The organism is Alkalihalobacillus sp. TS-13 (assembly GCF_019720915.1).
GTDB lineage: Bacteria > Bacillota > Bacilli > Bacillales > Fictibacillaceae > Pseudalkalibacillus.
This window is the reverse complement of sequence record NZ_JAHKSI010000002.1, coordinates 84,021-107,028: the sequence shown is the minus strand read 5'-3', so window position 1 is coordinate 107,028 and position 23,008 is coordinate 84,021. Positions and strand designations below refer to the sequence as shown.

Annotated in this window: 26 protein-coding genes and 1 pseudogene; 17 read left to right on the top strand and 10 right to left on the bottom strand. The window is 40.2% G+C overall.

Annotated features, from left to right (window positions below):
• Positions 1–183 precede the first annotated feature (183 nt).
• The 4 genes from KOL94_RS17280 to KOL94_RS17265 all read left to right on the top strand — a co-directional run bounded on the left by KOL94_RS17280 (position 184) and on the right by KOL94_RS17265 (position 3,486).
• The gene (locus KOL94_RS17280; RefSeq protein ID WP_221567851.1) at positions 184–522 is read left to right on the top strand and encodes a hypothetical protein; all 339 of its coding nucleotides are present in this window, start codon (positions 184–186) and stop codon (positions 520–522) included.
• A 150-nt stretch (positions 523–672) separates the two neighbouring features.
• Entirely contained in the window at positions 673–1,158 is a 486-nt protein-coding gene (locus KOL94_RS17275; protein WP_221567850.1) for a GyrI-like domain-containing protein, read from the top strand.
• Positions 1,159–1,237: 79 nt separating this feature from the next.
• Entirely contained in the window at positions 1,238–2,938 is a 1,701-nt protein-coding gene (locus KOL94_RS17270) for a DUF2207 domain-containing protein (protein WP_221567849.1), read from the top strand.
• A 98-nt stretch (positions 2,939–3,036) separates the two neighbouring features.
• Positions 3,037–3,486: a DUF4181 domain-containing protein gene (locus KOL94_RS17265; protein WP_260412503.1), complete on the top strand. Its 450-nt coding sequence runs from the start codon at positions 3,037–3,039 to the stop codon at positions 3,484–3,486.
• Positions 3,487–3,601: 115 nt separating this feature from the next.
• Here the strand turns inward: KOL94_RS17265 and KOL94_RS17260 are convergent, their stop codons facing one another.
• From KOL94_RS17260 to KOL94_RS17245, 4 genes are all read right to left on the bottom strand, one after another.
• A complete protein-coding gene (locus KOL94_RS17260; RefSeq protein WP_221567848.1) occupies positions 3,602–3,970 on the bottom strand; it encodes a DoxX family protein in 369 nt (122 codons plus the stop codon).
• Positions 3,971–3,983: 13 nt separating this feature from the next.
• The gene (locus KOL94_RS17255) at positions 3,984–4,394 is read right to left on the bottom strand and encodes an SRPBCC family protein (RefSeq protein WP_221567847.1); all 411 of its coding nucleotides are present in this window, start codon (positions 4,392–4,394) and stop codon (positions 3,984–3,986) included.
• The gene (locus KOL94_RS17250; protein WP_221567846.1) at positions 4,384–4,719 is read right to left on the bottom strand and encodes an ArsR/SmtB family transcription factor; all 336 of its coding nucleotides are present in this window, start codon (positions 4,717–4,719) and stop codon (positions 4,384–4,386) included. The genes KOL94_RS17255 and KOL94_RS17250 overlap by 11 nt, the downstream gene beginning before the upstream one ends.
• A 242-nt stretch (positions 4,720–4,961) precedes the next feature.
• Positions 4,962–5,405, bottom strand: a complete 444-nt coding sequence (locus KOL94_RS17245; protein WP_483298089.1) for a cupredoxin domain-containing protein — start codon at positions 5,403–5,405, stop codon at positions 4,962–4,964.
• A gap of 351 nt (positions 5,406–5,756) precedes the next feature.
• On the opposite strand from KOL94_RS17245, the gene KOL94_RS17240 reads away from it, so the two are divergent.
• The 4 genes from KOL94_RS17240 to speB all read left to right on the top strand — a co-directional run bounded on the left by KOL94_RS17240 (position 5,757) and on the right by speB (position 11,294).
• A complete protein-coding gene (locus KOL94_RS17240; protein WP_221567845.1) occupies positions 5,757–7,136 on the top strand; it encodes a sigma-54 interaction domain-containing protein in 1,380 nt (459 codons plus the stop codon).
• Positions 7,137–7,197: 61 nt separating this feature from the next.
• Positions 7,198–8,601, top strand: a complete 1,404-nt coding sequence (locus tag KOL94_RS17235) for a YjiH family protein (RefSeq protein ID WP_221567844.1) — start codon at positions 7,198–7,200, stop codon at positions 8,599–8,601.
• A gap of 326 nt (positions 8,602–8,927) precedes the next feature.
• Positions 8,928–10,235 (top strand): aspartate aminotransferase family protein, encoded by a 1,308-nt coding sequence (locus tag KOL94_RS17230; RefSeq protein ID WP_221567843.1) that lies wholly within the window; start codon positions 8,928–8,930, stop codon positions 10,233–10,235.
• Positions 10,236–10,313: 78 nt separating this feature from the next.
• Complete coding sequence (speB, locus tag KOL94_RS17225; RefSeq protein WP_221567842.1) at positions 10,314–11,294, top strand: agmatinase; 981 nt, start codon at positions 10,314–10,316, stop codon at positions 11,292–11,294.
• 182 nt (positions 11,295–11,476) lie between these two features.
• Here the strand turns inward: speB and KOL94_RS17220 are convergent, their stop codons facing one another.
• Both KOL94_RS17220 and KOL94_RS17215 read right to left on the bottom strand, forming a co-directional pair.
• Positions 11,477–12,262: a YibE/F family protein gene (locus KOL94_RS17220; protein WP_221567841.1), complete on the bottom strand. Its 786-nt coding sequence runs from the start codon at positions 12,260–12,262 to the stop codon at positions 11,477–11,479.
• On the bottom strand, positions 12,259–13,398 hold the full coding sequence (locus KOL94_RS17215) for a YibE/F family protein (RefSeq protein WP_483298088.1): 1,140 nt from the start codon (positions 13,396–13,398) through the stop codon (positions 12,259–12,261). Before KOL94_RS17215 ends, KOL94_RS17220 begins: the two co-directional genes overlap by 4 nt.
• A 332-nt stretch (positions 13,399–13,730) precedes the next feature.
• On the opposite strand from KOL94_RS17215, the gene KOL94_RS17210 reads away from it, so the two are divergent.
• From KOL94_RS17210 to KOL94_RS17200, 3 genes are all read left to right on the top strand, one after another.
• A complete protein-coding gene (locus KOL94_RS17210; RefSeq protein ID WP_221567840.1) occupies positions 13,731–13,982 on the top strand; it encodes a 5' nucleotidase, NT5C type in 252 nt (83 codons plus the stop codon).
• A gap of 123 nt (positions 13,983–14,105) precedes the next feature.
• Positions 14,106–14,825 (top strand): alpha/beta fold hydrolase, encoded by a 720-nt coding sequence (locus tag KOL94_RS17205; RefSeq protein ID WP_260412502.1) that lies wholly within the window; start codon positions 14,106–14,108, stop codon positions 14,823–14,825.
• 155 nt (positions 14,826–14,980) lie between these two features.
• On the top strand, positions 14,981–15,400 hold the full coding sequence (locus KOL94_RS17200) for a hypothetical protein (protein ID WP_221567839.1): 420 nt from the start codon (positions 14,981–14,983) through the stop codon (positions 15,398–15,400).
• Between the two features lie 359 nt (positions 15,401–15,759).
• Here KOL94_RS17200 and KOL94_RS25915 read toward each other — a convergent pair whose 3' ends face one another.
• Together KOL94_RS25915 and KOL94_RS25910 are read right to left on the bottom strand one after the other, a co-directional pair.
• On the bottom strand, positions 15,760–16,266 hold the full coding sequence (locus tag KOL94_RS25915) for a GyrI-like domain-containing protein (RefSeq protein WP_483298087.1): 507 nt from the start codon (positions 16,264–16,266) through the stop codon (positions 15,760–15,762).
• A 175-nt stretch (positions 16,267–16,441) separates the two neighbouring features.
• Entirely contained in the window at positions 16,442–16,651 is a 210-nt protein-coding gene (locus tag KOL94_RS25910) for an AraC family transcriptional regulator (protein ID WP_483298086.1), read from the bottom strand.
• A 318-nt stretch (positions 16,652–16,969) separates the two neighbouring features.
• Here KOL94_RS25910 and KOL94_RS17190 point away from each other — a divergent pair, with 318 nt between their 5' ends.
• Positions 16,970–17,584, top strand: a complete 615-nt coding sequence (locus tag KOL94_RS17190) for a flavin reductase family protein (RefSeq protein ID WP_221567838.1) — start codon at positions 16,970–16,972, stop codon at positions 17,582–17,584.
• Positions 17,585–17,808: 224 nt separating this feature from the next.
• On the opposite strand, the pseudogene KOL94_RS25360 reads toward KOL94_RS17190, so the two are convergent.
• A pseudogene (locus tag KOL94_RS25360) lies at positions 17,809–17,970 on the bottom strand (PadR family transcriptional regulator); the annotation flags it as partial.
• A 214-nt stretch (positions 17,971–18,184) separates the two neighbouring features.
• Here KOL94_RS25360 and KOL94_RS25355 point away from each other — a divergent pair.
• From KOL94_RS25355 to KOL94_RS17170, 5 genes are all read left to right on the top strand, one after another.
• A complete protein-coding gene (locus KOL94_RS25355; protein ID WP_260412501.1) occupies positions 18,185–18,307 on the top strand; it encodes a hypothetical protein in 123 nt (40 codons plus the stop codon).
• A 101-nt stretch (positions 18,308–18,408) separates the two neighbouring features.
• Positions 18,409–18,678: a hypothetical protein gene (locus tag KOL94_RS17185; RefSeq protein ID WP_221567837.1), complete on the top strand. Its 270-nt coding sequence runs from the start codon at positions 18,409–18,411 to the stop codon at positions 18,676–18,678.
• A gap of 228 nt (positions 18,679–18,906) precedes the next feature.
• Entirely contained in the window at positions 18,907–19,998 is a 1,092-nt protein-coding gene (locus KOL94_RS17180) for a Rap family tetratricopeptide repeat protein (RefSeq protein ID WP_221567836.1), read from the top strand.
• A 10-nt stretch (positions 19,999–20,008) separates the two neighbouring features.
• Positions 20,009–20,206 carry a hypothetical protein gene (locus KOL94_RS17175; RefSeq protein ID WP_221567835.1) on the top strand — a complete coding sequence of 66 codons (198 nt, stop codon included), beginning with the start codon at positions 20,009–20,011 and terminating at the stop codon, positions 20,204–20,206.
• 388 nt (positions 20,207–20,594) lie between these two features.
• Positions 20,595–20,744, top strand: coding sequence for a hypothetical protein (locus tag KOL94_RS17170; RefSeq protein ID WP_221567834.1), 150 nt, complete (start codon positions 20,595–20,597; stop codon positions 20,742–20,744).
• Between the two features lie 491 nt (positions 20,745–21,235).
• Here KOL94_RS17170 and KOL94_RS17165 read toward each other — a convergent pair whose 3' ends face one another.
• Positions 21,236–23,008, bottom strand: a complete 1,773-nt coding sequence (locus tag KOL94_RS17165; RefSeq protein ID WP_311775185.1) for a glycoside hydrolase family 3 protein — start codon at positions 23,006–23,008, stop codon at positions 21,236–21,238.

Below are 23,008 nucleotides of genomic sequence, written 5' to 3'. Positions count from 1 at the left end.
ATTGAACGAACTGTATAACCATTATATAGGAGTCTTCTTAGTATGTAAATTGTGAATTTTCGGTTTATTATTGAAAAAATTATAGTTGGGGGAGGGAGGAGAGAATTTTATAAATGTTGAATCCTATTCCTCCTATAAACGTCTAACCCTATGTAATAAATACTGTGACAAGGAGAAGGTACTATGGATCCTGTCTTCCTGATTAAATATGTATTGTTGTTCTTGGCATTTGGTCTTTATCAGATCTGGGCATTTACAAACCAGAAATCTTTGAAAGTAAAACTGATTCCAATGTTCATTGTCAGCGGGCTTGGAATCCTCCTATCTTTCTTCGTTCCTTGGTACATTTTCATGTTTGCCGTCGTACTGATCGAGACGACATTGTATGTAACCATGGCCGTCATTTTGATCGAAATCATTCTGGATTTCAAGAAATCAGAGAAGAAATCCCGTGTGTTGAAATTGGTCATCCTCGAAATACTCTTCATCCTTATTTATCTATGGATGAGGAGAATGATGTAATCCACACAAATTTTTTAAAAAATGAGAGGGGAAATCTGGATTTCGGAGAATCACTATATGTCTACTCTCCAAAGTCATCATGACCGTACCGGCAATTGGTAGGGTCTTTTGTTTTGTCCCACTACTGAAAATTTGAAAGGATGAATGAACATGCAACAAAAAACGAAAGCGATCTTTGATTGTGAAGTAATGGAGAAAGAATTCAAAATGGTCGGTCAAAGTATTACAGCTAATTTCCCTGATGCCTTTCCGAAGGTGGCAATGGATATCCATGATGAATTCGAGAAAAGGACAAATGAAATCAAAAATGCTGTAGACCCCAACGTCATCTATGCGCCTTATATGTGCAATGAAATCGTGGCAACATACTTCGGATGTCTCGAAGTCCATGATTTAGAATCGATCCCAGAAGGAATGCTCGGACTCCATATACCTGCTACGAAATATGCTAAAATCACCTGTACAAACAGGACGATTGAAGAGGGGTATACGAAATTATTCGAGTGGATGAGGAACAATGGCTTTAAACAGAAATGGTTCGATCGTTCATTTCCGATGGAGATCTTCTACGCTGAAGAGGGGGGTGATGAAGAGCAGGTAGAGTTGTTGGTTCCAATCCTCGATCAAGCAAAATAATGGCAACAAGGATATAAAAGATCTCATGAAACCTTTCATATCCTGTTTTCGTAGAGTTATATGAAAGCAGGTGTTGAAAATGTTCAAACGTTTCATTCCTATAATGATCTTCATCGTTTCGTTACTTCTGTTTCCTACTGAGGCGTTTGCGGTGGACTATTCGATTACCCGTACACAATTCGATGCTTACCTGCAGGAAAACGGAAACGTAATCGTTGAAGAAAAGCACACCTATGAATTTGAAGGGAAATTTAACGGTATTACGAGAGAATTGATACCGAAAAACGGAACATCGATTGCCAAATTTCAGGCGAGTGAAAACGGACAAGAATTGGAAATCGAAAAAGATGAAACACTCTATAAAGTTCATCGGAAAGGGAAAGACGAAATTATTACAGTCGATCTCAAGTACATTATCGACGGTGGAGTTGATGTCTATTCCGACGTAGGGGAGTTCTACTGGCCGTTTTTTGATAAAAGCAATGAATCAACCTATGAAAATCTCACGGTAACGATCCATCCGCCTCGTGAGACAAATGATGTCATCGCTTTTGGGTATGATGAAGCTTTTGATAAAGCAGCAGTCCAGAACGATGGCACTGTTGTATACAAGTTCGGAAAGGTTTCCGATGGCAAGAACGGTGACATCCGCGTCGCCTATGATAAGGCTCTTTTTCCAGCGGCGACCGATACATCTGACAAAGAAATGAAAGGCGAAATCTATAAAGCACAGCAACAATTGTACAATGATTATGCCGCAAAAGCCGAGATGCGTAATAAAATCAACATGATCGGTTTAATCGTCATCCCGATCTTCGGACTCATTATCCTTGGACTGATGTTGAGGACCGTGATCCGGAGTCTCAACCAAAAACGAGCTGTGGAAAGGGAAACGAACCTTTCTGATCGAATCCCGGCACTCCGGATGAGCATGCCCGCAACGATTCATTTTACAAATTATAAACTGCTGCCGCCGGAAGCTATGTCAGCAGCTTTAATGGACCTTGTCCGTCAAGGCTATGTGGAGAATGTTTCTGAGGAGCGGTTCCGTATCCTCAAACGTGATGGCACTATGAAACACGAGAGGATCCTCATGGAATGGCTGTTCGATGAAATCGGCGAAAGCGATGAATTCAGCTTGGATGACTTGACCAACTATGCGAAAAAGAAAAACAATCACGAAACCTATCAAAAATTTGAGACCAGATGGAAACAAGCTGTAGCAGAAGAAACGAAGGAACACAACCTTTATGAGGATAAGACGAAATATCGTGCAGGCATAGGGATATCGAGCATCCTGTTGCTTCCGCCCGTCATCCTTTTTCCAATCTATGAGCTGTTTGAGTGGATGTTATTGGCTCTCTTGTTGATGGCCATCACCATCACGTACGCATTAGCTTATAACCCGAAGACGGATAAAGGTCTGAGGATCATATTGGAATGGAAGATATTCAAGGAAAGATTTTTCCGCTTATCCGAAGACGATTGGCAGTCCTGGTCAGAGGATGATCGAATGCGCGCCTTTATTTACGGACTCGGCACCAAGAATAAGAAGATCATAAAGAAAAATGAAGACTATGCGAATGCCTTCTATAATACGAAAACTGGGAGCCCGGAAGTTGCTTATTCGATGGACATGAGCACGTTGATTATTGTGTCGTCCGTTGCAACGACAAGCTTCCATTCAGCACATCGATCAACGGCTTCTTCTTCAGGCGGTTATTCCAGTACAGGGGGAAGTGGTGCCGGCGGCGGTGGCGGAGGATCCGGAGCTTTCTAAGTCGAAATAATAGTAAAAGAAATAACTCGAGTGCAAAATCTAAATCAGGGATGAAAAATGGCTCGTGAATGGTACGGGCCGTTTTCCTTTAATAATAGATGGGAAGAATGGGGGATTTTTTGTATGGGATTGAACCAATGTTTTGGTTAAAGTTAATTCTGCTACTGCTCATAGTGACATTATTGGCAATAGCATTTAATGCCGTAATGAGAAGATGGCTAAAGGTTGATAAGAAGACTTTCTCTTCATTTGACCATGTAAATGAACGACATAGAAAAATAGATTGGGTAATTCGGTTTAGTTTTATTGGCGTTTTGTTTTTCGGTGCATTTACTAACGTCACGCGTGACCCTATGGACAGAATCTGGTTCTTGGAAACTCATATTCTTGTCTTTGCATTAATAATTGCTACTGAAGGGGTTCGAGCAATTATGAAGAAGAGATATGCGGAAAATAGAAATGATCATATTTATACGATCCTTCAATTAGTGTTCCTTTCAATAGTAACCATTTCTATGTTTACAACCAACTTCTTTGGATGGTTTTGATAACAGGGATAACTGGGCTATGATAAAACTGCTCATATAGATTAATAGTTTACATACACACAAAAATAACTGCACTGTGAGGGCAGTTATTTTGTGATCATGTTTTAGCTGGATGTCATGATAAGGGAAGCATCAGGTCGTTTGCATTCATGATGAATAGTGTGAGGACTAAGACAAGAAATACGATGGCAGGTGCCGCTTTGCCGAATGGATCTTTTACCCTTAGATGCGCAAGGCATGCCATCAACATTGTAATGCCCAGCCAAATGCCTGCCCATACCACAACCCCTCCATACCAATACCCAATGACCAATGCAGCTGCTCCGATTAACTGGACGAAACCGGTAATGGCACGAAACCATTGTGGCAGCCTAAGCTCATCGAAAATATCGGTCCAGTATTTCGCCCCTATCACCTTAGCACTCCCTGAAAATAAAAAGTAAGCCGCCAACAAACTTTGAAGAATGATGGAAATTACATCCATTGAATTCTCCTCCTTAATTTAATTGAAATCTTGCTAACAGCGTTTCAAGTTCAGTTCCCATCTTTACCCATCCGTATTTTGCACCATTGTATGAAAGGCTTTCACTCTGGAATCCGGTATGTTCAAGATGTAGATGGGTATCATCTTCAATCTTTTTCAATGTCCACGTAACCGTTGTGTCTTCACCTGCAGTAACCCAGGTGTAGGACAATCTGTAAGGCTCCTCTACAACTAGCACTTCAGAATCGACAATTCCATTCCAATGCTTAGTCGGCTCAGTACGAAACTGGAATTTGTGACCGACAATCGGTTTGAAGTTGTTATCCATTACCCATTTCGCCAGCATAGTTGAGTCGGTTAACGCATGCCATACCTTCTCGATCGAACTGTCAAATTGGAAATCCAGTGAAATTTCAGGTTTCATTCTTTTCCTCCTGTAATAATTGACGTAAAAGTTCCGCTCTTTTATTCCAGAATTTCGTGTAAAAGGATACCCAGTCTTCAATTTCTTTGAGTGGTTCAGCGTTAAGTCGATAACGGGTTTCCCGTCCGACTTTTTTCTCCTTTACCAAATCTGCATCCTTTAGGATTGACAAATGTTTTGAAACAGCTGTACGTCCCATTTGGAAATGCGGAGTCAACATATGGAGGGGGGACTCACCTGTTTCAGCCAATAACCGAAGTAATTTACGACGTGTAGGATCGGCAACAGCGCTATAAACATCTCTCGTTTCGCTTTTCTTATTCAATTCCACCCTTCTCCTTATCTTTGTCTAGATTAGACACTTAATGGTGTCATATTTTATATAACTATAATATGACACTACAAGGTGTCCTGTCAAGTATTGGTAACAACTTTTTTCGTTTAACTTTATTGTTTAAAAGAAAGTAAACAGACCATTATCATCATTAGCAAATCAACGTATTAAAAGGCGTACACCTAAGTAAATAGGTTCGCCTTTTAGTATTTGAAAATATAAGATTTGATTGGCTAATCGACTACAATATAAGCGATCATCGGACCATTATGTCCGATATCAGGGTGTGTTTTGCAAATAAGCCTGTAAATTCCTTCTTTTTTAAAATGCAGTTGTAAAATGGTTTCTTCGCCTTTTTTAACTGTTCCTTTAATGTTAGTACCTTCAATATAAAATGGATGTTCTTTACCGTTTACTCCAAATATGCTCAGTTCAACGGGTTTATCATGGGGAATATAAATGGTTCCAGGGTCCCAACGGTAAGCTTCAATTTCCTCTCCGTTATCCATTGTCGATTTTAATTCCCCGGTAACCATATTAATGACTTTCTTTTCTGCAGATGCTGTCCCAATAGTCTCCACAACTTCCGGCTTTACCATGTACCATGTTCCAAAACCGAGGAAGATACAGATAGCGATAAATAAACCCCATTTCTTGGGGATGAATAAAACCTTCACAAAATCCCTCCTTAATCAGCTTGTCTCGTATAAATGTATGTTGGAAGCGGAGGAGAATTGTCTATTATTTTTATGCAATAAATACTTTGGCTTCGTTATTCCGGCGGGTTTGGAAGCTAATCCGGCCAGAGGTTACTTTTTTACACCAAATGCAAAGAAATTTCACCGACAATCCAACGTGATATCTTGGAGAACCTTTGAGAAAATGTCCTCTTTACGTTATATTTAAAAATAAATAATATTCAGAAATGAATAATAATAGGTTTGTCCTGCTATGAAAGCTATTAAGCTGATAATCTATTCAAAAATGAATAATACAAGCTGTCTCGTGAAAGGAGTAATCGTCTACTTATGGAAGAAAAACAAAAAAATTTCGATGAAAATGAAGTCATGCTCCATTCTTTGAAAGATGACATTCTCGTCACCAATTTAGATGGTACGATTTTAAAAGTGACCGATACGACCAGCAGCATTTATGACATCGAGCCCGATGATCTACTTGGCCGTTCGGTCTATGACCTTGAACGGGAAGGGGTTTTTACACCGATCATCACTCCGTTGGTATTGAAAACCAAAGAGAAACAGACAATTGTACAATCCACTCATAACGGCAAAAAGCTCCTGGTCACCGGTGTTCCAGTATGTAACCAGGATGGGGAGCTCTGGCGTGTAGTAAGCTATTCACACGATATTACGGAATTGATGAAAATGAAGAGCTATTTCTTTGAAATGCAAGATGAGATGGACCGAGTAAAAAATGAACTGAAAAGATTACGTAATCAAAACTTCAACAACGATGGAATCATTACGAAGGATAGGGAAATGGAAAGGTGCCTGATGGTTGCAAGCCAGGTGGCAGAAGTGGATGTGAACGTCCTTCTCCTTGGCGAGTCAGGTGTGGGGAAAACACAACTTGCGAAGTACATCCATAACCAGAGTCCAAGGAAAAACAAGCCGTTCATCGAGGTGAACTGTGGTGCGATTCCACACTCGCTTTTTGAGGCTGAGTTTTTCGGATATGAAGGCGGCTCATTCTCCGGTGCAAGCAGCAATGGGAAAATGGGGCTTGTTGAACTTGCAGAAGGAGGAACATTATTTCTTGATGAAATCGGTGAATTGCCTCTCGAACATCAGGTAAAAGTACTGAAATTCATACAGGAGAAGTCCTTCTACCGGGTCGGGGGTACGAAGGTGAGAAAAGTTGATTTCCGTTTGATTTCCGCGACGAACCAACCGCTCGAGGCACTGGTTGATGAGAAGAAGTTCAGAAAAGACCTCTATTATCGGTTGAACGTCATCCCGATCACGATCCCGCCACTTCGAGAACGATCAGTTGATATCATGCTGTTAATCAAGCATTTCCTTGATCTATTCTCCAGAAAACATAACCGGGAGAGGGAATTGGATGAAGCGGTGATGCAACAATTATTGAACAACGAGTGGAAGGGGAATGTACGTGAGTTGATGAATTTGATTGAACGTATCGTGGTGACATCCCCCTCTCCAATCATTTCGATCCACGATTTACCGGAGTCTTACGTCAAAGAAAGAAATGAACACGTTCCAGCCAATCAGGGACACCAGCCATTGAAAAAAACTTTAAAACAGGTAGAAAAACGCGTACTGATAGAAGCGAAGCAAAACTATAAAACTACGACGGAGGTTGCAAAACATCTAGGTATCAGTCAACCTTCTGTCGTCAGAAAATTTAAAGAATACGGAATAAAGTGAATTTGGCATGAAACTTGCATTAATATTGGTAAAACCAAATTCGTGATCCAAATCAGAAAGGATGAATATTGTGAGAGCTGAAAGAAAAGTGGTGTTTGAACAAGACATCACAGAACAGCCTGTTTCTTATTCGTCAAGGGACAGGCTGAAATTCATTATTCCATCGCTGCTGGGACTCTTCTTGTTTTTAGTGCCTATACCATATCAGGGAAAGTGGACAATCGGTGTCGGGGTTTTAGCAGAAAGCCTGCAAGCAGTCTTCAATCCTCATTTACCATTATTTATGACAGCGGTCTTGATTTTATCCGTGGTGCTTTCATTTGTAGGAAGGTTCATGCAACCCGATTGGATCGTACGTTCACGTTTTCTCGATGATTTGTTTAATGTGAGTGGTTTCTGGATAACGATGCGCGTACTTGGATCGGTCTTTGCGATCATGACCTTGAACCAGCTCGGTCCAGAATTCATTTGGTCCGATTTTACCGGGGGCACAGTCTTATTCTCACTTGTTCCGGTATTAACAACATGGTTTCTATTTGCCGGACTATTGATGCCGCTATTACTCGATTTCGGACTTATGGAATACATCGGAACCGTGGTACGGAAGATCATGCGCCCGTTGTTCAAACTTCCAGGACGTTCTTCCATCGATGCAATGGCTTCCTGGATGGGAAGCGGCACAGTTGGAGTCTTGATCACAACAAAGCAATATGAGGAAGGTTATTACTCGAAGCGGGAAGCTGCGGTCATCGCGACGAACTTTTCTGTCGCATCCATCGCCTTCAGTCTCGTCGTGATCAGTTTCATCGGCTTGGATCATATGTTTGTTCCATTTTACCTGACGGTGGTGGTATCAGGGTTGATTGCAGCGGTCATCTGTCCGCGAATTCCACCGTTATCTAGAAAAGAAGAAACTTACTATGAACCGGTCGGAAAACAGATTTCAGAAGACGTACCAGATGGTGTTTCCCGTTCCCAGTGGGCTGTAGATAAAGCAGTCGGAAAAGCCAGTGAAGTGAAAAGTGCGAAAAACGTGGTAGTCAGCGGGTTCCAGAATGTGCTTGATATTTGGTTCGGTTTGATCCCACTTGTAATGGCACTTGGAACGATTGCGCTTGTACTAGCTGAATTCACACCTGTATTCGACTATCTGGCTTATCCATTCGTTCCAATCCTGGAGCTTATGCAGCTACCGGAAGCTAAAGCGGCTGCACCTGCGATGCTTGTAGGGTTTGCGGACATGTTCCTGCCGGCAGTAGTAGGGAAATCGATTGAAAGTGAGCTGACGAGGTTTGTCATCGCAGGAATCTCATTGACACAGTTGATCTACATGTCTGAAGTCGGGATCCTGTTGCTCAAATCGAAAATTCCTTTGAATCTATTTGAACTGGTGGTCATCTTCTTACAACGTACAATCATCACCTTGCCGATCATCGTCGTCATGGCACACGTATTCTTCTTTTGATTGATTTCACGAAATTCACTCCCTTCCCGGGGGCAAACGAAAAGCGGAAGCGACCCGATTAGCACTGGAAAACTTACGAGGAGGCTGTCGCCGCCGGAGGAAGTTTGAAGTGATCCAAGTAACTGGTTGCTGATCTAGACATCACTTCCCTGTATTAAAGCTTCCTCGCTCACTTGCACAGACTGTCAGTCGAAGATCCTTAAATCTGTGGGGTATAGCTTGGCTCGCTTTTCCCGCAGGAGTGTCGTGAATTTCACCGGTTTAAGGTTATGTGAAGATTTTACTTTTTAATTATCTATAACTAATTTGATGTAGGAGAGATAGATATGACACAACAATGGGACGGACGCTTGGAACGATTATCCTCGCGTCTTGCACCGAGCATGGCGAAAGATCACCCGAATTTACCAGTCGTAAAAGAAGAAGGCTGTTACTACTGGGGGCTGGACGGTAAAAAATATCTTGATTTTACATCAGGCATAGCTGTCACGAATGTGGGGCATCGCCATCCGAAAGTAGTCGAAGCGATCAAAAATGGTGCTGATAAACTACTTCATGGACCTTCCGGGGTCATCATGTATGATTCCATTTTAAAATTAGCTGATGAACTTGCTGAAATCGCACCTGGTGACATTGACTGTTTTTTCTTCGGAAACAGTGGTACTGAAGCAGTTGAAGGTGCGTTGAAGTTAGCCAAGCATGTGACGAAACGCCCGTATGTCTTATCATTCAGAGGCTGCTTTCACGGACGAACACTCGGTTCGCTCGGCGTAAGTACATCGAAAAGCAAATACCGCAAGTATCTGCAGCCGAACGGTTTGACCTATCAGCTTTCTTATTATAATCCTGAAGAAACAGAACAGGAAGCGATCGCAAAACTTGAAAGAGAATTTACCGAATTATTTCAGCATGTAGTCCCTTCAGATGAAGTGGCGGCTGTTATTCTGGAACCAGTCCTCGGAGAAGGTGGGTACATTGTTCCACCTAAAAGCTGGGTGAAAAAGATCCGGGAACTGTGTGACCATCATGATATCCTGCTCATTTTTGATGAAGTACAGACAGGCTTTGGCCGGACAGGGAACTGGTTTGCTGCAAATACGTTTGAGGTGGAGCCGGATATCATGGCGATGGCAAAAGGAATCGCATCCGGACTTCCAATTGGTGTAACAGCAGCATCACAGTATTTGATGAAACAGTGGCCGCTTGGGAGCCATGCAACCACATTTGGCGGGAACCCTTTGGCCTGTGAAGCGGCATTGGCAACGATTGAGGTGATCAGGGAAGAAAATCTTCTTGAAAACACAAGATTCATCAGTTCTTACGCAACACAAAAATTAGAACAGCTAAAGGAAAAACACGAGGTGATCGGAAAAATACGTTCTCTGGGTCTTATGATCGGTATTGAAATCAGAGACCAGGAAAGCGGAGAGCCTGATGGGGAAGCAGTACTGGAAATCCTTGATTACGCGTTGCAGGAAGGTGTCTTGTTTTATCTATGTGGAAATAAAGGCGAAGTGATCCGGATGATACCGCCATTAAGTGTCTCGAAGGAACAAATCGATGACGGTATCGCTATGCTTGATGAAGCACTGGAAAAATTCTCTGCTAGAAATCGTAAAACGCAGCATGCTTAACTATGAAACATGAGTTTGTATATGAGGGAAACTTGGTGTTTTAATAGAAACACCCAGAAATAGATTAGGAGTGATTCCATGTATCAACCGAAAGATTCTTCTAAATCACCACGTTTTACAGGTGTGAGAACCTTTATGAGATTGGAAAACATACAGACAACAGAGGACGTGGATTTTGTCATTGTCGGCGTCCCATTTGATACAGCGGCTTCCAACCGGGTCGGTACACGTTACGGTCCTCAGCATGTACGGAACTTCTCCGTACTGCTACGTCCTTACAACCCGGATCAAGAGATTAATATTTTTGATTATTGTTCTGGCGTTGATTATGGAGACATTGACGTCGTACCGGGTAACATCCATCGATCCTATGACAATATCGTAGAAGGGTTGAAGCCTATTCTCGATAACGATATTACCCCGATCATAATCGGCGGTGACCATTCGATCTCACTCGGAAACCTCAGGGCTTTTTATAAGAAACATGGCCCGATCTCACTCGTGCATTTCGATTCTCATGGGGACACATGGGACAATTATTACGGTGAAAAATATATGCACGGAACGCCATTCAGAAGAGCAGTTGAAGAAGGGTTGATCGACGTCGACCATTCGATTCAAGTCGGCATGCGCGGACCGCTATATGGACCAGAAGACATTGAGGATGCACGTGATCTTGGGTTTGAAGTCATCCCGATGAAGGAAGTCAGAAAACTCGGTCAGGAAGAAGTGCTCCGTCGTATCCACCAACGTGTAGCTGACGATCGCCCGGTGTTTGTCACCTACGATATCGATTTCGTAGATCCTGCTTTTGCACCAGGGACAGGAACACCAGAAGTTGCAGGCCCAACCAGTCATGAAGCACTTGAATATGTACGTGGTCTCGATGGGTTAAACATTGTCGGCTTTGATTTGGTGGAAGTACTTCCGGCCTATGATCATGGGGAAATAACCGCAGCGCTTGCTTCAGCAATTGCATTTGAAATGATCAGCCTCATTGCCCTGAAGAAACGAAGAGAAAAATCACTTGAATTGTCCAGTCAAAATACAAGTTACTAGTTTCCTTGAAAAAGAAGTATACACAGTATGATTTGCATAACGCATGTGGTTTCAAACCCGAAATAACATATTGTTATCTGGTTGCTGTAATACCTAAAAGAAAAGCATATGGATATGACAAACTATATCCATATGCTTTATTTATATTTCAGCCATAAATGCATTGTTAAATATAGTGGGTATTATCGAACACGTTTAGACGACTCGTTCTTTTCTCTTGTTTTCACTAAAGTATATGACGTGATCCAGGAAGTAATTGGTATAACCAAAGCGACACCGATCCCAGCACATAGGATCGTTATCATTTCGCCGACAAATACTTTAGAATTTACGATCTCTCCCATAGAATAAGATAGTTCTTTAAACCAGATCAGTAATGCTAGATAACCTCCAAAGAAAGCGAAAAATAACGTATTCGTATTTGTTCCTAAGATGTCCCTCCCAATACTTAGTCCAGATTTGAATAAATCTTTTCTGCTAATCAATGGATTATGATGAATTATTTCACGCATGGGAGATGCAATAGAAATGGCGATATCAGTAATAGCCCCAATGGTACTCATGATTATCATAGAAGCCCCGATTTTCACAAAATCTACTCCTAGATAAAGTGAAAACATGCTAATCTCCTCGATTTCCTCTTCACTGAACCCCTGGATCATAGCATCGTCTGTTACGATTACGATAAAAAAGATTAAGATCGTAATCGTTATAATGGTAGAAATAAATGCTGTTATTGTTTTATTGTTTACGTTATTAATGAAAAAGAGCGTAATACAACTAATTATTGTACTTGCAATCAATGTCAAGATGATCGGATCAGCATTTGGATCTGTCATAAACAGTATGGTCATGAAGAGCACACCGAAGTTGAAGAATAGAGCAATAAAAGACCGTGCTCCTTTACTTCCACCTATTAGTACCATCAACAAAAATAAAATGAGTGCCAGCCATACAGATACGCTCATGATCTCGCCCTCTTTCGATTAACAAAAAATAGAGTAATATATAGACCTATAGGAATCGTCAACACGATTCCTATACCACCAGCTAGAGCTCGGGCTAGTTCCAATGAAAGATTCATGGTGAGGGTAAACGATAATGGTGAACCATTCTTTAAATACAAAATAAGCGCTGGTATGGATCCGCTTATGTAGGCAAAAAACAAGATATTCGTCATTGTTCCCATAATATCTTTTCCGATATCCATTCCTGAAGTCTTAAGTGAATCAACTGGTATTTTGTTATTCTTTTCATATAACCCAAAGATAGAAGAAGACATGGTAATCGCGACATCCATTACTGCTCCTAAAGATCCGATTAATAATCCCGCCATAAACACCAATTGGGGAGGACGTGTTAAAAATTGCATTTCTTCAAATCGAAGACCGTTTTCGGAGGTTAGTAACATGACAATATAGGTAATGAGCAATGTAGCAGATGTTCCTAGCAGGGTTGCCACAATTGCTGCGTATGATTTCTCATTAAAACCGTTAACTAGCAATAAGGAAAAGACGGTAAATAAAATAACACTGATCCCGCATATCCATAACAAGCTTATGTTTGATGTGTTCATGTAAATATCTAAAGCAAAAGATAACAAAGCTGCATTGAAAACTAAACTGATGATGGAAAAAAATCCTTGTTTTTTTCCGATGATAAGCAAAGTAAAGATAAAAATCCACGCAATTATCAAAACGTGTTTATCACGTTTTACGTCTTCTATACTTCCAGTTAAATCTGCACTTGTATTGGCGTTTTTTTCAAAGGAAATAAACAGCTCATTTCCAGGATGATATTCTTGATCATAAGCTCCAGAAGAAGAATATTCGTTCGTTAGATGGATAAGCTGTCCTTTTTTCTCTCCATTTTGTAACTCGGCTATAATATGCTGCGTGAAAAGATGATCTTTATTATTATGCATATCAATATTTTCAGTTGTATCTTTCAAATTCGTTTCAATGACTTTGGCTATAGGCCGTTCATAGAAAGAATGGTTATGATTGATAAAATAAACAGAGATAGCAAAACAAAGTGCTAACATGGTATATAAAAGAATTTGTTTGTAAGTTATTTTTTTGAATGTGTTGAAGAGAATACTCAATGAAAACCCTCCACCTATGGGGTACAGATGCTTCTATCTATTCTAACCTGAACTTTTATCAGCTAAAATTAAGTGATGAATCGCAATCTTAGCATACTTGATTATATCGTGGTTTGTAACGAAATAAAAAGTTTCATGTAAATAATTAAAGGGTACTTTACAAAGTTTCATAAGCTATAGTTGAATATGATTTATCGAATCAGCTAGAGATAGATTGAAAACTCTTACGGATACTATCATTGAACCGTACAAATATCTGATAACTAGTGTTTTGTAACAACTAAGAAGATTACGTGTTCAATAATGGAGGCGGTTGCTTAAAATGCAGATTTTTGGATCTATATAATCAGGAGCTTAATGAAGCTTTATCCTTTGAGGATTTACAGGGTACAAGGCTCTGGAATCTACGTCCACATTTAAAAAGTGAGGTCCTTGCATATGTTGAAGATCCAGGATTTTTTAGAGATTTAGAGGTAATGGAAGGAAGCCAAGAGGTAATAAAAGAACTTAATAGTTATTATGAAATATTCATTACGACTTCCGCTACGGAACACCGACTTCCTTTTCTGCAAAATATGAATTAATTGGTACGAAGTAAGAGACTTTTTCTTACATAAAAAATAATTCTTATTCCAAACAGCTTACATTTGAAGGTATTCCAGAAAAGAAAGCATATCTGAAGTATTACGATAAGAGAAGGTGATGATTTGAGTGTCGATCATTTAGTGGATATTGGGATAACTGAGCTTTATTATGAGTATATTGGTGGTTGCAATAACAGTCCCACAATAGTGTTTGAATCTGGGTATGGATGGTCATTGGACAACTGGCAACCAATTATAGAAAAAATTTCAGATTTTGCAAATGTGTTTATGTATGACCGAGATGGGATCGGTAAGAGCGGATGCAGCAATCGACCAAAACATAGTTTGCAAATAGTAGAGAACCAAAGAACCTTACTTAAAAAGGCTAATATCAAGCCACCATACATACTCGTAGGACATTCATTCGGTGGGGTGAATGTAAGATTATTTGCAAGTAATTATCCAGAAGAAGTAATCGGAGTGATTCTCCTGGATTCAGTTCACGAAGATCAAAATAAGAAGATGGTCCCTTTATTTACTAAAGAAGTTCAGCAACGATATTTAGGACAATTCACCGTGGAAGCATCTTTAAAAGAATTTGAGGAAAGTTTGGAACAAGTTCGTGAAACCAATCTTGGAAACATTCCATTAATCGTTCTGACAGGTGGTACACAACCCCATCACACTCAGGAATCAATGGATTTATGGATGGAGTTTCAAAAAGAGCTTACAGAATTATCAACAAGAAGTAAACATATTGTCGTAGAAAAGGCTGGACATGCTATCCACATGGATAGTCCCGACGATGTTATAGACGCTATAAGAGAAATGATAGCTACTTAAAAAAAAGAGCTTTCGGGAGTTGAAATTCAATCCGCAAACGGGGTTTGATCTAACAAGGCAGACCTCTTTGCAGAGGCAACATTAGATAGTTTATGGTGCTATTTCTTGGGAATTAGATATATAAATGAACAACACGGGAAAGGTAGTGAATCTAGATGCTTTATATATGGGATATCGAAAGGATCATTGAAAATGAATTGCGTGCGCTAAAATTAGATATAGATTATGAGTTTGATAATAAGCTGAACGTGCCTATGAGCTATAACGTATCCACAAATACGATAAAGTTCAATTACCTACAAGTTAACGGTTATAAAAGTAAAATAAAAGTCAAAGAGACAGAAGAAAATTTTGTTAAAATCATTCTTTACCATATGGTGGGTTACTATTTAGACTTCAGGAATACATTCCGTGATTTAAGGATACTGATGTATGGGGACGATAAAGAAAAAGAAGAACTCCGTGCGAAAATAGAAGCTAGTTCTTGGGAGCTTGGACGAACGGTTGTACCCGAACATCTATTGGATTCCTATGATCGAGTCCAGGAGCTGGATAAGCAGCTCATCAAGAACTGAATATTTCCACCTCACTTGGTATTGAAAATTATAAAAACCTCCAAAATGTGACTGATATATCAAGTTGATCAGGAATTTGACTTTAAACAGGGCGATAAAGGCTTAGTTTATTGTAATATCAACATAGATGTACAACTGAAGAAAATGGGTAAATGGGTATTGAACTAAAAAGGGGCTTTCCAATAAGTGTCTGAGTCTCTCCGAACTTAACAACATTTGAAAAGCGTAGTTTTGAAACAAAACGTTGTGTTGGAAGTGTCTGACACTTTTCTTTTTGACAGCCCCTTTTTACAGGTAATTTCCTTAACGTTGTAAAGTGTATTCCTGACCTATTCAGCTAATGAATCGGATTTCTGATTTTATGTGTTAACCATTTGCTTTTTAACAGGAATGTAGATATCCATTTCTTTGTTCTCTGATCCGTAACATCTTTCGTCATATAGCTCGAATTCCACTGTTCCATTATGTTCATAACCTGATTGAGGAAACCATTCTGTAAATATATAATTCCATGTGGACTGAATAGAAGTTGGGAATGATTCCTCATTTGCCTTTGGTGTAGTGAACACCGCATATTCCATCTCTGGGAAACTTTTATACACCATTCCTTCAGGTGCTTGAGTTCCCTCTTTTACTTCCATTCCAATCACATAAACGAATTCACATGTATCAGGAGAAAAATTGGTACATATGCCGAGTTCGACATTTTTGTGTAAGGGATTCGGAATTTTAGAGCCTAAATTATTTTGAATATACTGCTTCCAAAATTCAGGAATGTCCTTATTGTTCTGACCATCCTCATTCTTCGTTTTTAATTCGTAGCCAATGATGTGATAAGCAGGTTTAGTGACTAATTTCGGTTCCATACGATGCCCTCCTTGAAAGGTTTTTGTATTCGGGCAGGCTTTTCCGCGCAAGGGGCCAGATATTCTTTTTGCTTCGCGGTATTTCCTCGGTGAAATGCAATAGTATTTTTTGAACGCACGATTGAACGACTCTTGGTATTGAAAACCAACATCAAGTGCTATATTGATTATCTTTTCATCTGTATAGTAAAGACGTTCTGCTGCACTGGTAAGCCTTCTTTCTCACATAATCTATCACAGTCTCTCCAACCATGGCCTGGAATACACGATGATAATGGAATGGAGAAAAGCAAGCTAGATCTGCTAATTTCTCAAGAGTAATTTGTTCGTGCAGGTTCTCTTCAATGTAATCAAGCGTTCGTTGAATACAGACATAATAATCCATTCCCCTTCACCTACCCTACATCCACAATATCAGTAAACTTATATTCTTTCTTAACATTTTTTGCTATATCTGATTTTACTTTCATGAAACAAAACAGCCAACTCATAAGGTAATTGACTGCACAGGTGAATTAAGCAACTTCACTGAAAGAAAAGATAGATGGTTAACAAAAACCTCTAAATAGTTATTCCTGTCACGTTTTCTGATCTTAGAAGACCAAGATAGTCCAAAAAATCCTTCTAATGTAATGCACATTTCGATGAAGATGGAAATGTTAATCCATTACAATGTGTACATAAACATCGGGAGGATAGATAAATGGAACAATTCGCCAAAAAAACAATAACAAAAATTATTCACCCCAAAATCTTGTATTATGGGACACCCGTTATATTACTGACAACCCTAAATGAAGATGAGACTGTCAATATAAGTCCTATTTCTTCCTCATGGGCATTAGGTGACTACATTATGGTAGGTCTTGGTGTAGGGGGGAAAGCTTTTGAAAACCTTAATCGTCACCCTGAATGTGTCATCAATATACCTGATCCCTCACTCTGGAAAAATGTAGAGAGGCTGGCTCCATTTACAGGTAAAAACCCGGTACCGGAATCTAAAAGAGAAATTGGATTCACATACAACAATAAAAAATACGAAGTTAGTAAACTGACAGCGGTTAGTTCAAAGAGTGTCAAGCCGACGCGAATTCAGGAGTGTCCAATACAAATTGAAGCAAAAGTACATGAAGTGAGAGTACCGGATTATTGTTCAGAAATTTCAATTGTGGAAACAGAGGCAATTAATGTTCATGCCCACATGGGTATTCTTTCAGATGAAGAGTACATCGATCCTGAGAAGTGGAGTCCATTAATCTATAATTTCCGTCATTACTTTGGGTTGGGTCACCAATTGGGAAAAACATTTCGTGCATAAAACCATCTTCACCATTTCACACAAGATGATTTTTAGGCTTGACAATAGAAATAAACAGCCTGTTTTATGAATGGAATGAAGAATTATGATCGCAATTAGAAATTGTAGAAAAGAATTATCAAAAAGCATTATAATAAAAAGTTTAAGATGGTCATAATTAGTTTCATTTATCTTTTTATGAAAGACGTATAAAAAAGGACAAAGGCGCTGGTTCCAAAGGGAAGCAGCGCTTTGTAAGGGGTGCTCTGGTCGATCTTCATCCCGTATTGGTCTAGACGTTGAACGAGGGAGTATCCATATTGTGGATTTTTTAGCTGACTTAAAACAGCTAACGTTAACGAACCTCTTCGCAGCTCGGTTTTCAGGGAATGCAATAAATCACCCATACAATCACCTCACTCATTTATACTGTTTATCAAACACTATTATATAACATACCTCAATGGGTGAATAATTATATTTTTACTCTAATGGTGGTTAACCTAAAATAAGGTAAACCGTTTTATGTAATTAATGATTGAATTAGGCCCATTAATTTGAAATAATTGGTAATGTGCTAACGAGCAGTTCATCAATAAAGATTTGTAAGGGGGATTTGTCATGACAAAGAAAAATTTTTCAATATTATCAGGAGTTTTTTTCATATTGGCTGTTTTCCCGCTAATTGTTGGTTTAACTGGATGGGGTAATGAAATGTATGTTGCTGTGCATTTATTGGCTTAGTCATCGTAGGTAATGGCTTGATTTATTTGATAATAAGTACATTTCCAGGATAAAGAGTTTTCTTGGTCGACTAATAAAATTGCTAACCAGGAGGTAAAGTTATGTATAAAAGTAGGATCTATACGCTTTTATCTATCACAACCTTTGTCTTTACGTTATTGCTGATCGTGTTGTATGTTAATGGCATCGATCCTGGAAGAGATGAATTCTTTATCCCTCTAGTGATTATTGGAATTATCACAACCATTTACTCCATACCGAAGATCGAGAATACCAAAATGAGAAAAACGTTATTTGGTATTGTTATAGCCAGTTTACTAATACTGTTTTCAGCGATGGCTATTTTTTCATCCTTAATACATAAAATCTAGTTAGTTATGAGACACCCTCCCAAAAGGATGGTGTCTTTTTACATACATGGATGGTTCTATGGGCTTAAAAAAGAGTTGTTCATTTATTTAGGGCTTTTTTGCCAGTTTTAGAAACTTATAGTGTAAACGAACTAACTATCTGAATTTTAAAGGTTTCTTATTGAAAAAAGTCGAAAAACTGTGTAGTTAATCGTCATTCGGATAAATGAAAAGGAGAGGATTTTAAAGATGGACGTTATGGTAAGTTCCAATGAAATGACAGACCTTTTGAATTCTTGGTACGTGGAGATTCGGGATCGCAATGTAAAAAAAGCAACAAGGTTGAAAGAGGAAATAGACGAGAAAATCAACAATATGGAAGAAAATCAAAATCTGCTGCTCTATTATTCGTTATTGACATTCCGGTACCAGATGACAAAGTCCGATGATCCGGAAGAGCTGGACGCAATGGTTTCTCAATTTGATCAAGATAAAAATGAGATGGATGATATGATTGATTATTACTACCATTTCTTTAAAGGCATTCATCTGTACAAACAAAAACGGTATGAAGAAGCGATATCGTCCTTCCATTACGCAGAGAAAAACCTTAATTCCATTCCTGACCCCATAGAAACAGCGGAATTCCACTATAAACTAGCCTCAGTTTACTCACAACATATGAAAATACTTCAATCCATCCAGCATACTTACAAAGCATTAGAGATTTTCCAACAGAATGAGCATTACCGGTTACGAACAGCAGATTGTAAGAACCTGCTAGGAACAAATCATATTCTTCTTGGGAATTTTGAGCAGGCGAATTATCATTTGAACAAAGCTTTGGAGTACGCTCAGCACGTCCAATGTCGAGAGACTGAATCCATTTCTCTACAAAACTTGGGATGGATGTACTCCAGAATGGGAAATCCAAATGAAGCAATTGAGTATTTGACAAAAAGCCTGGAGTGGATGGAGGAAGAGAAACAGTATCACTATCAGATTAAAACCATGTACATAATGGCCCAGCAGTACTTCAACCTCGACGAAAATTCAGATGCCATGTACTGGGTAGACCGATGCACTGACATATGTCGTCATAATCAGGATTCTGAATATCTAAGTAAGCTTAAGATTCTTAAGAGCAAATATACAATGGAGCTTTCGGATTACATGAATGTGCTTAAAAATGAAATTTCCTTCTTTCTCGACAAAAAATATTGGGGGAATTTAGAGGAATTCAGTCATGATTTGGCGAAATATTATGAAAAAGAGGGTAATATTAGGGATGCCATGAAGTATTACAAACTGGTCATCCACGCCAAAAACAAATTAAGCTAGGAGGATTTGTATGAAGAAAGTCATTGTCATGTTGTTATTGTCTTTATCGATGGTCATAACACCAATGTTCTTCAACACGACTCAAGCTCATGATGGGATTATTAAAGATTCACCTCCAAAAGCTGCACATGACGGAATCATCAAAGACTCGATCACACTAATCGCTCACGATGGAATCATCAAGGATTCCCCCAGCTATCACACATAATAAACGTCACAAAAAATACGATAAAACATGATTCCTCAAGTGCCATGTCTGGCACTTTTTTCTTTTAAGCTGTTTTCTATCTAAATGTTTGTTGCTAATGGAATGTTGTAAAGTGCTAAAACCTTTTAGTGGTGGAAATATGCCAGACTCCAGCGGGAAAAGCAAGCTAAGCTAGACCCCGCAAGCGAGGAACGAGTTGAGGAGGCTTGCAGATTGCCCGCGGAAAACGAGTATATTTCAAAAGCTAGAAAACAACAATCTATGCGAAAACCCTTCTTGTGTGACAAAATTCCATTTTTAGGTCTAACTACGTGTTTATTGGTATACATATCCACTTGAATGAGAATGAGTGATAAAATAAGGGGACACAACCGTTTAAGGAGGAATGATGGATAAGGAAAAGGAATTGATCAACGAAATCAGGGGATTGATCAAGAAGTTTCAAAATGATCTTCCAGAAGAGAAACGATTGGAAGTATTTCATCAAATCATCTACTTAACGGGTCTGCTGACAAGAAAGAATCGGCATAATATATAAAAGGCGCAAACCTATTGATAAGGTTCGCGCCTGTTTTTGCATTAGGCTTTGTTATACTTTATTTTTGATTTTCCCGAAATTCGCTCCCTTTCCGCGGGCTAATGAAATGCGGAAGCAACCCAGTTAGGCACGAAGGTGACTAGAAAACGGACGAGGAGGCTCGAACCAAACAAAGACTTGGTTCTGCGTGGGCTCACTCATAAGGTGTCAATCAATGTGTCGACCGCCGCAGGAAGTTTGAAGTGATCCAAGTGACTGGTCGCTGAGCTAGACACCACTTCCTTGCATTTACGTACTTCCGCAAGCCTCTCCTCTTCGCTCGTTCCGAGCTGTGGGGTCTCGCCTGGCTCGCTGTTCCCGCAGGAGTGGCGCAAATTTCGCTTCAATCAAACTTAGTCAGATATCAACAGTATTAGTTAACAAAGCCTTGAATTAAAGAAAGCATTACTTTCTTTAATCGTCTATCGTTCTACCTTTACCAATTTTACAATTTAATAAGATAATCCGTGTCCGTAATCGTAGAGATCAGGTATCGTGACAGGCAGTTTTCCTGTCGGGTTCACTTCACCTGCGATAACTTTCGCGAGTGCTTTGACCGAAATATCCCGATATCCGTAGGTCAAAACATTAGCGTCGACATCAGGGAAGGCCATGATGTCATATGGATTCCGCATAGAGGCGACAACGACTTCCTTGCCTGTTCTCATCAACTCGTTCACCAGCTGCTGTTGAGCGTCGTTCAAGTTTGCACTGTATGCGGTCACAATCACCGTATCTGCATGTTCTGCCTGCTCGACGGCGCTCGATATTTGGGCAGAGGTCGGACTAGTATTGGTAGCATACGCTTCTGCTGAATAGCTATTCTCCGTCAACTCATCCGCCAGTAATCCGGGATTTCCGATCGACGGTCCAGTGACGAAGACTTCACGGTCAGTATCAAGCGGCAGTACATCGTCGTTTTTAACAAGAGTGACGCTTTCTTCCGTCATTTGATTCGCAAGCGCAAGATTCTCTTCTACGCCGATGTCTTCAATCGCATCCTCAGGCACGTTCGGTTCATGGAACAATCCACGCTTGAACTTCAGTTCGAGAATACGGAAGACAGACTGGTTCAATCGTTTCTTTGAAATTTCGCCGCTATTGACGGCATCTAACACCGCATTGTAAGCAAGCGGTACATTCGGTGGGTTCAGTAAAATGTCTGCTCCAGCTTTAAATGCCTCAACCGGCACACGGTCAGGAGGGACGACATTGGCACCAGACATACCAAGGCTGTCGGTAATGATGACGCCGTCAAAGCCCATTTCCTCACGCAGCAAATCGGTCAATATCGGTTTGGATAAGGTGGCAGGGAGACCTGAATCATCCAAAGCAGGGACGACGATATGTGCTGGCATGATCGCATCAATTCCAGCATCAATTGCAGCTTTGAACGGTTTCAAATCCACCTCGTGCAACGTCTCTAGATCATGATTGATGATCGGAAGACCGTAATGGGAATCGACATTCGTATCGCCATGTCCCGGAAAATGTTTCGCCGTCGCCATGACGTCTTCGTTTTGATAGCCCGTCACTTGAGCGGCGCCCATTGCTGCTACAAGATCCGGATTTTCAGAGAAAGAGCGGACCCCGATGACAGGGTTTTCCGGATTCATGTTCACATCCAATACCGGTGCAAGGTCCATATTGATGCCAAGACTTTTCAGCTCCATCCCCATGATTTCAGAAGATTGGCGGGCATAGTCGGTAGAACGGGTCGCGCCGAGGGCCATGTTCCCTGGGAAAACCGTAGCAGGCTCTGTCACACGTGCCACGACACCGCCTTCCTGGTCTGTCGCAATCATCAATGGGATCGGCATCCGCTGATTCATCGCGATATCCTGTAAACCATTCGAAAGGGCATTCACTTGTTCGAAATCAATCGGCGTACCGATATTACCGGTCCAGTTGAAGTAGATCACACCCCCGATATGATACTTTTCAATCGCTTCCTTGAAGTTCTTCGCACCTCTGTTTCGATTGAGATTCGTCTCTTCATAATTCGGGTCGGTCGGCGTCTGGCCATAGACATGGATCATGAACAATTGCCCGACTTTTTCCTCAAGTGTCATGTGCTGGATCTTGTTCTGGATCCATCCTCTCCGTGCTTCCTCATCATCCCAGCCCGGCTTGGTCGGATCATCCCAGGAAGCATTCGTCATCCCAGGGACTAAGAGAAATAGGGAAATGATCAAGATTAACGTGGTTGTGCAGAGCTTTTTCAA

Excerpts from the sequence above, each read along its gene's own strand:
- KOL94_RS17280 (WP_221567851.1), top strand. The coding sequence starts at position 184 with ATGGATCCTGTCTTCCTGATTAAATATGTATTGTTGTTCTTGGCATTT.
- KOL94_RS17275 (WP_221567850.1), top strand. The coding sequence starts at position 673 with ATGCAACAAAAAACGAAAGCGATCTTTGATTGTGAAGTAATGGAGAAA.
- KOL94_RS17270 (WP_221567849.1), top strand. The coding sequence starts at position 1,238 with ATGTTCAAACGTTTCATTCCTATAATGATCTTCATCGTTTCGTTACTT.
- KOL94_RS17265 (WP_260412503.1), top strand. The coding sequence starts at position 3,037 with ATGGGAAGAATGGGGGATTTTTTGTATGGGATTGAACCAATGTTTTGG.
- KOL94_RS17260 (WP_221567848.1), bottom strand. The coding sequence starts at position 3,970 with ATGGATGTAATTTCCATCATTCTTCAAAGTTTGTTGGCGGCTTACTTT.
- KOL94_RS17255 (WP_221567847.1), bottom strand. The coding sequence starts at position 4,394 with ATGAAACCTGAAATTTCACTGGATTTCCAATTTGACAGTTCGATCGAG.
- KOL94_RS17240 (WP_221567845.1), top strand. The coding sequence starts at position 5,757 with ATGGAAGAAAAACAAAAAAATTTCGATGAAAATGAAGTCATGCTCCAT.
- KOL94_RS17235 (WP_221567844.1), top strand. The coding sequence starts at position 7,198 with ATGAATATTGTGAGAGCTGAAAGAAAAGTGGTGTTTGAACAAGACATC.
- KOL94_RS17230 (WP_221567843.1), top strand. The coding sequence starts at position 8,928 with ATGACACAACAATGGGACGGACGCTTGGAACGATTATCCTCGCGTCTT.
- speB (WP_221567842.1), top strand. The coding sequence starts at position 10,314 with ATGTATCAACCGAAAGATTCTTCTAAATCACCACGTTTTACAGGTGTG.
- KOL94_RS17220 (WP_221567841.1), bottom strand. The coding sequence starts at position 12,262 with ATGAGCGTATCTGTATGGCTGGCACTCATTTTATTTTTGTTGATGGTA.
- KOL94_RS17200 (WP_221567839.1), top strand. The coding sequence starts at position 14,981 with ATGCTTTATATATGGGATATCGAAAGGATCATTGAAAATGAATTGCGT.
- KOL94_RS25915 (WP_483298087.1), bottom strand. The coding sequence starts at position 16,266 with ATGGAACCGAAATTAGTCACTAAACCTGCTTATCACATCATTGGCTAC.
- KOL94_RS25910 (WP_483298086.1), bottom strand. The coding sequence starts at position 16,651 with ATGGATTATTATGTCTGTATTCAACGAACGCTTGATTACATTGAAGAG.
- KOL94_RS17190 (WP_221567838.1), top strand. The coding sequence starts at position 16,970 with ATGGAACAATTCGCCAAAAAAACAATAACAAAAATTATTCACCCCAAA.
- KOL94_RS25355 (WP_260412501.1), top strand. The coding sequence starts at position 18,185 with ATGACAAAGAAAAATTTTTCAATATTATCAGGAGTTTTTTTCATATTG.
- KOL94_RS17185 (WP_221567837.1), top strand. The coding sequence starts at position 18,409 with ATGTATAAAAGTAGGATCTATACGCTTTTATCTATCACAACCTTTGTC.
- KOL94_RS17180 (WP_221567836.1), top strand. The coding sequence starts at position 18,907 with ATGGACGTTATGGTAAGTTCCAATGAAATGACAGACCTTTTGAATTCT.
- KOL94_RS17175 (WP_221567835.1), top strand. The coding sequence starts at position 20,009 with ATGAAGAAAGTCATTGTCATGTTGTTATTGTCTTTATCGATGGTCATA.
- KOL94_RS17170 (WP_221567834.1), top strand. The coding sequence starts at position 20,595 with ATGGATAAGGAAAAGGAATTGATCAACGAAATCAGGGGATTGATCAAG.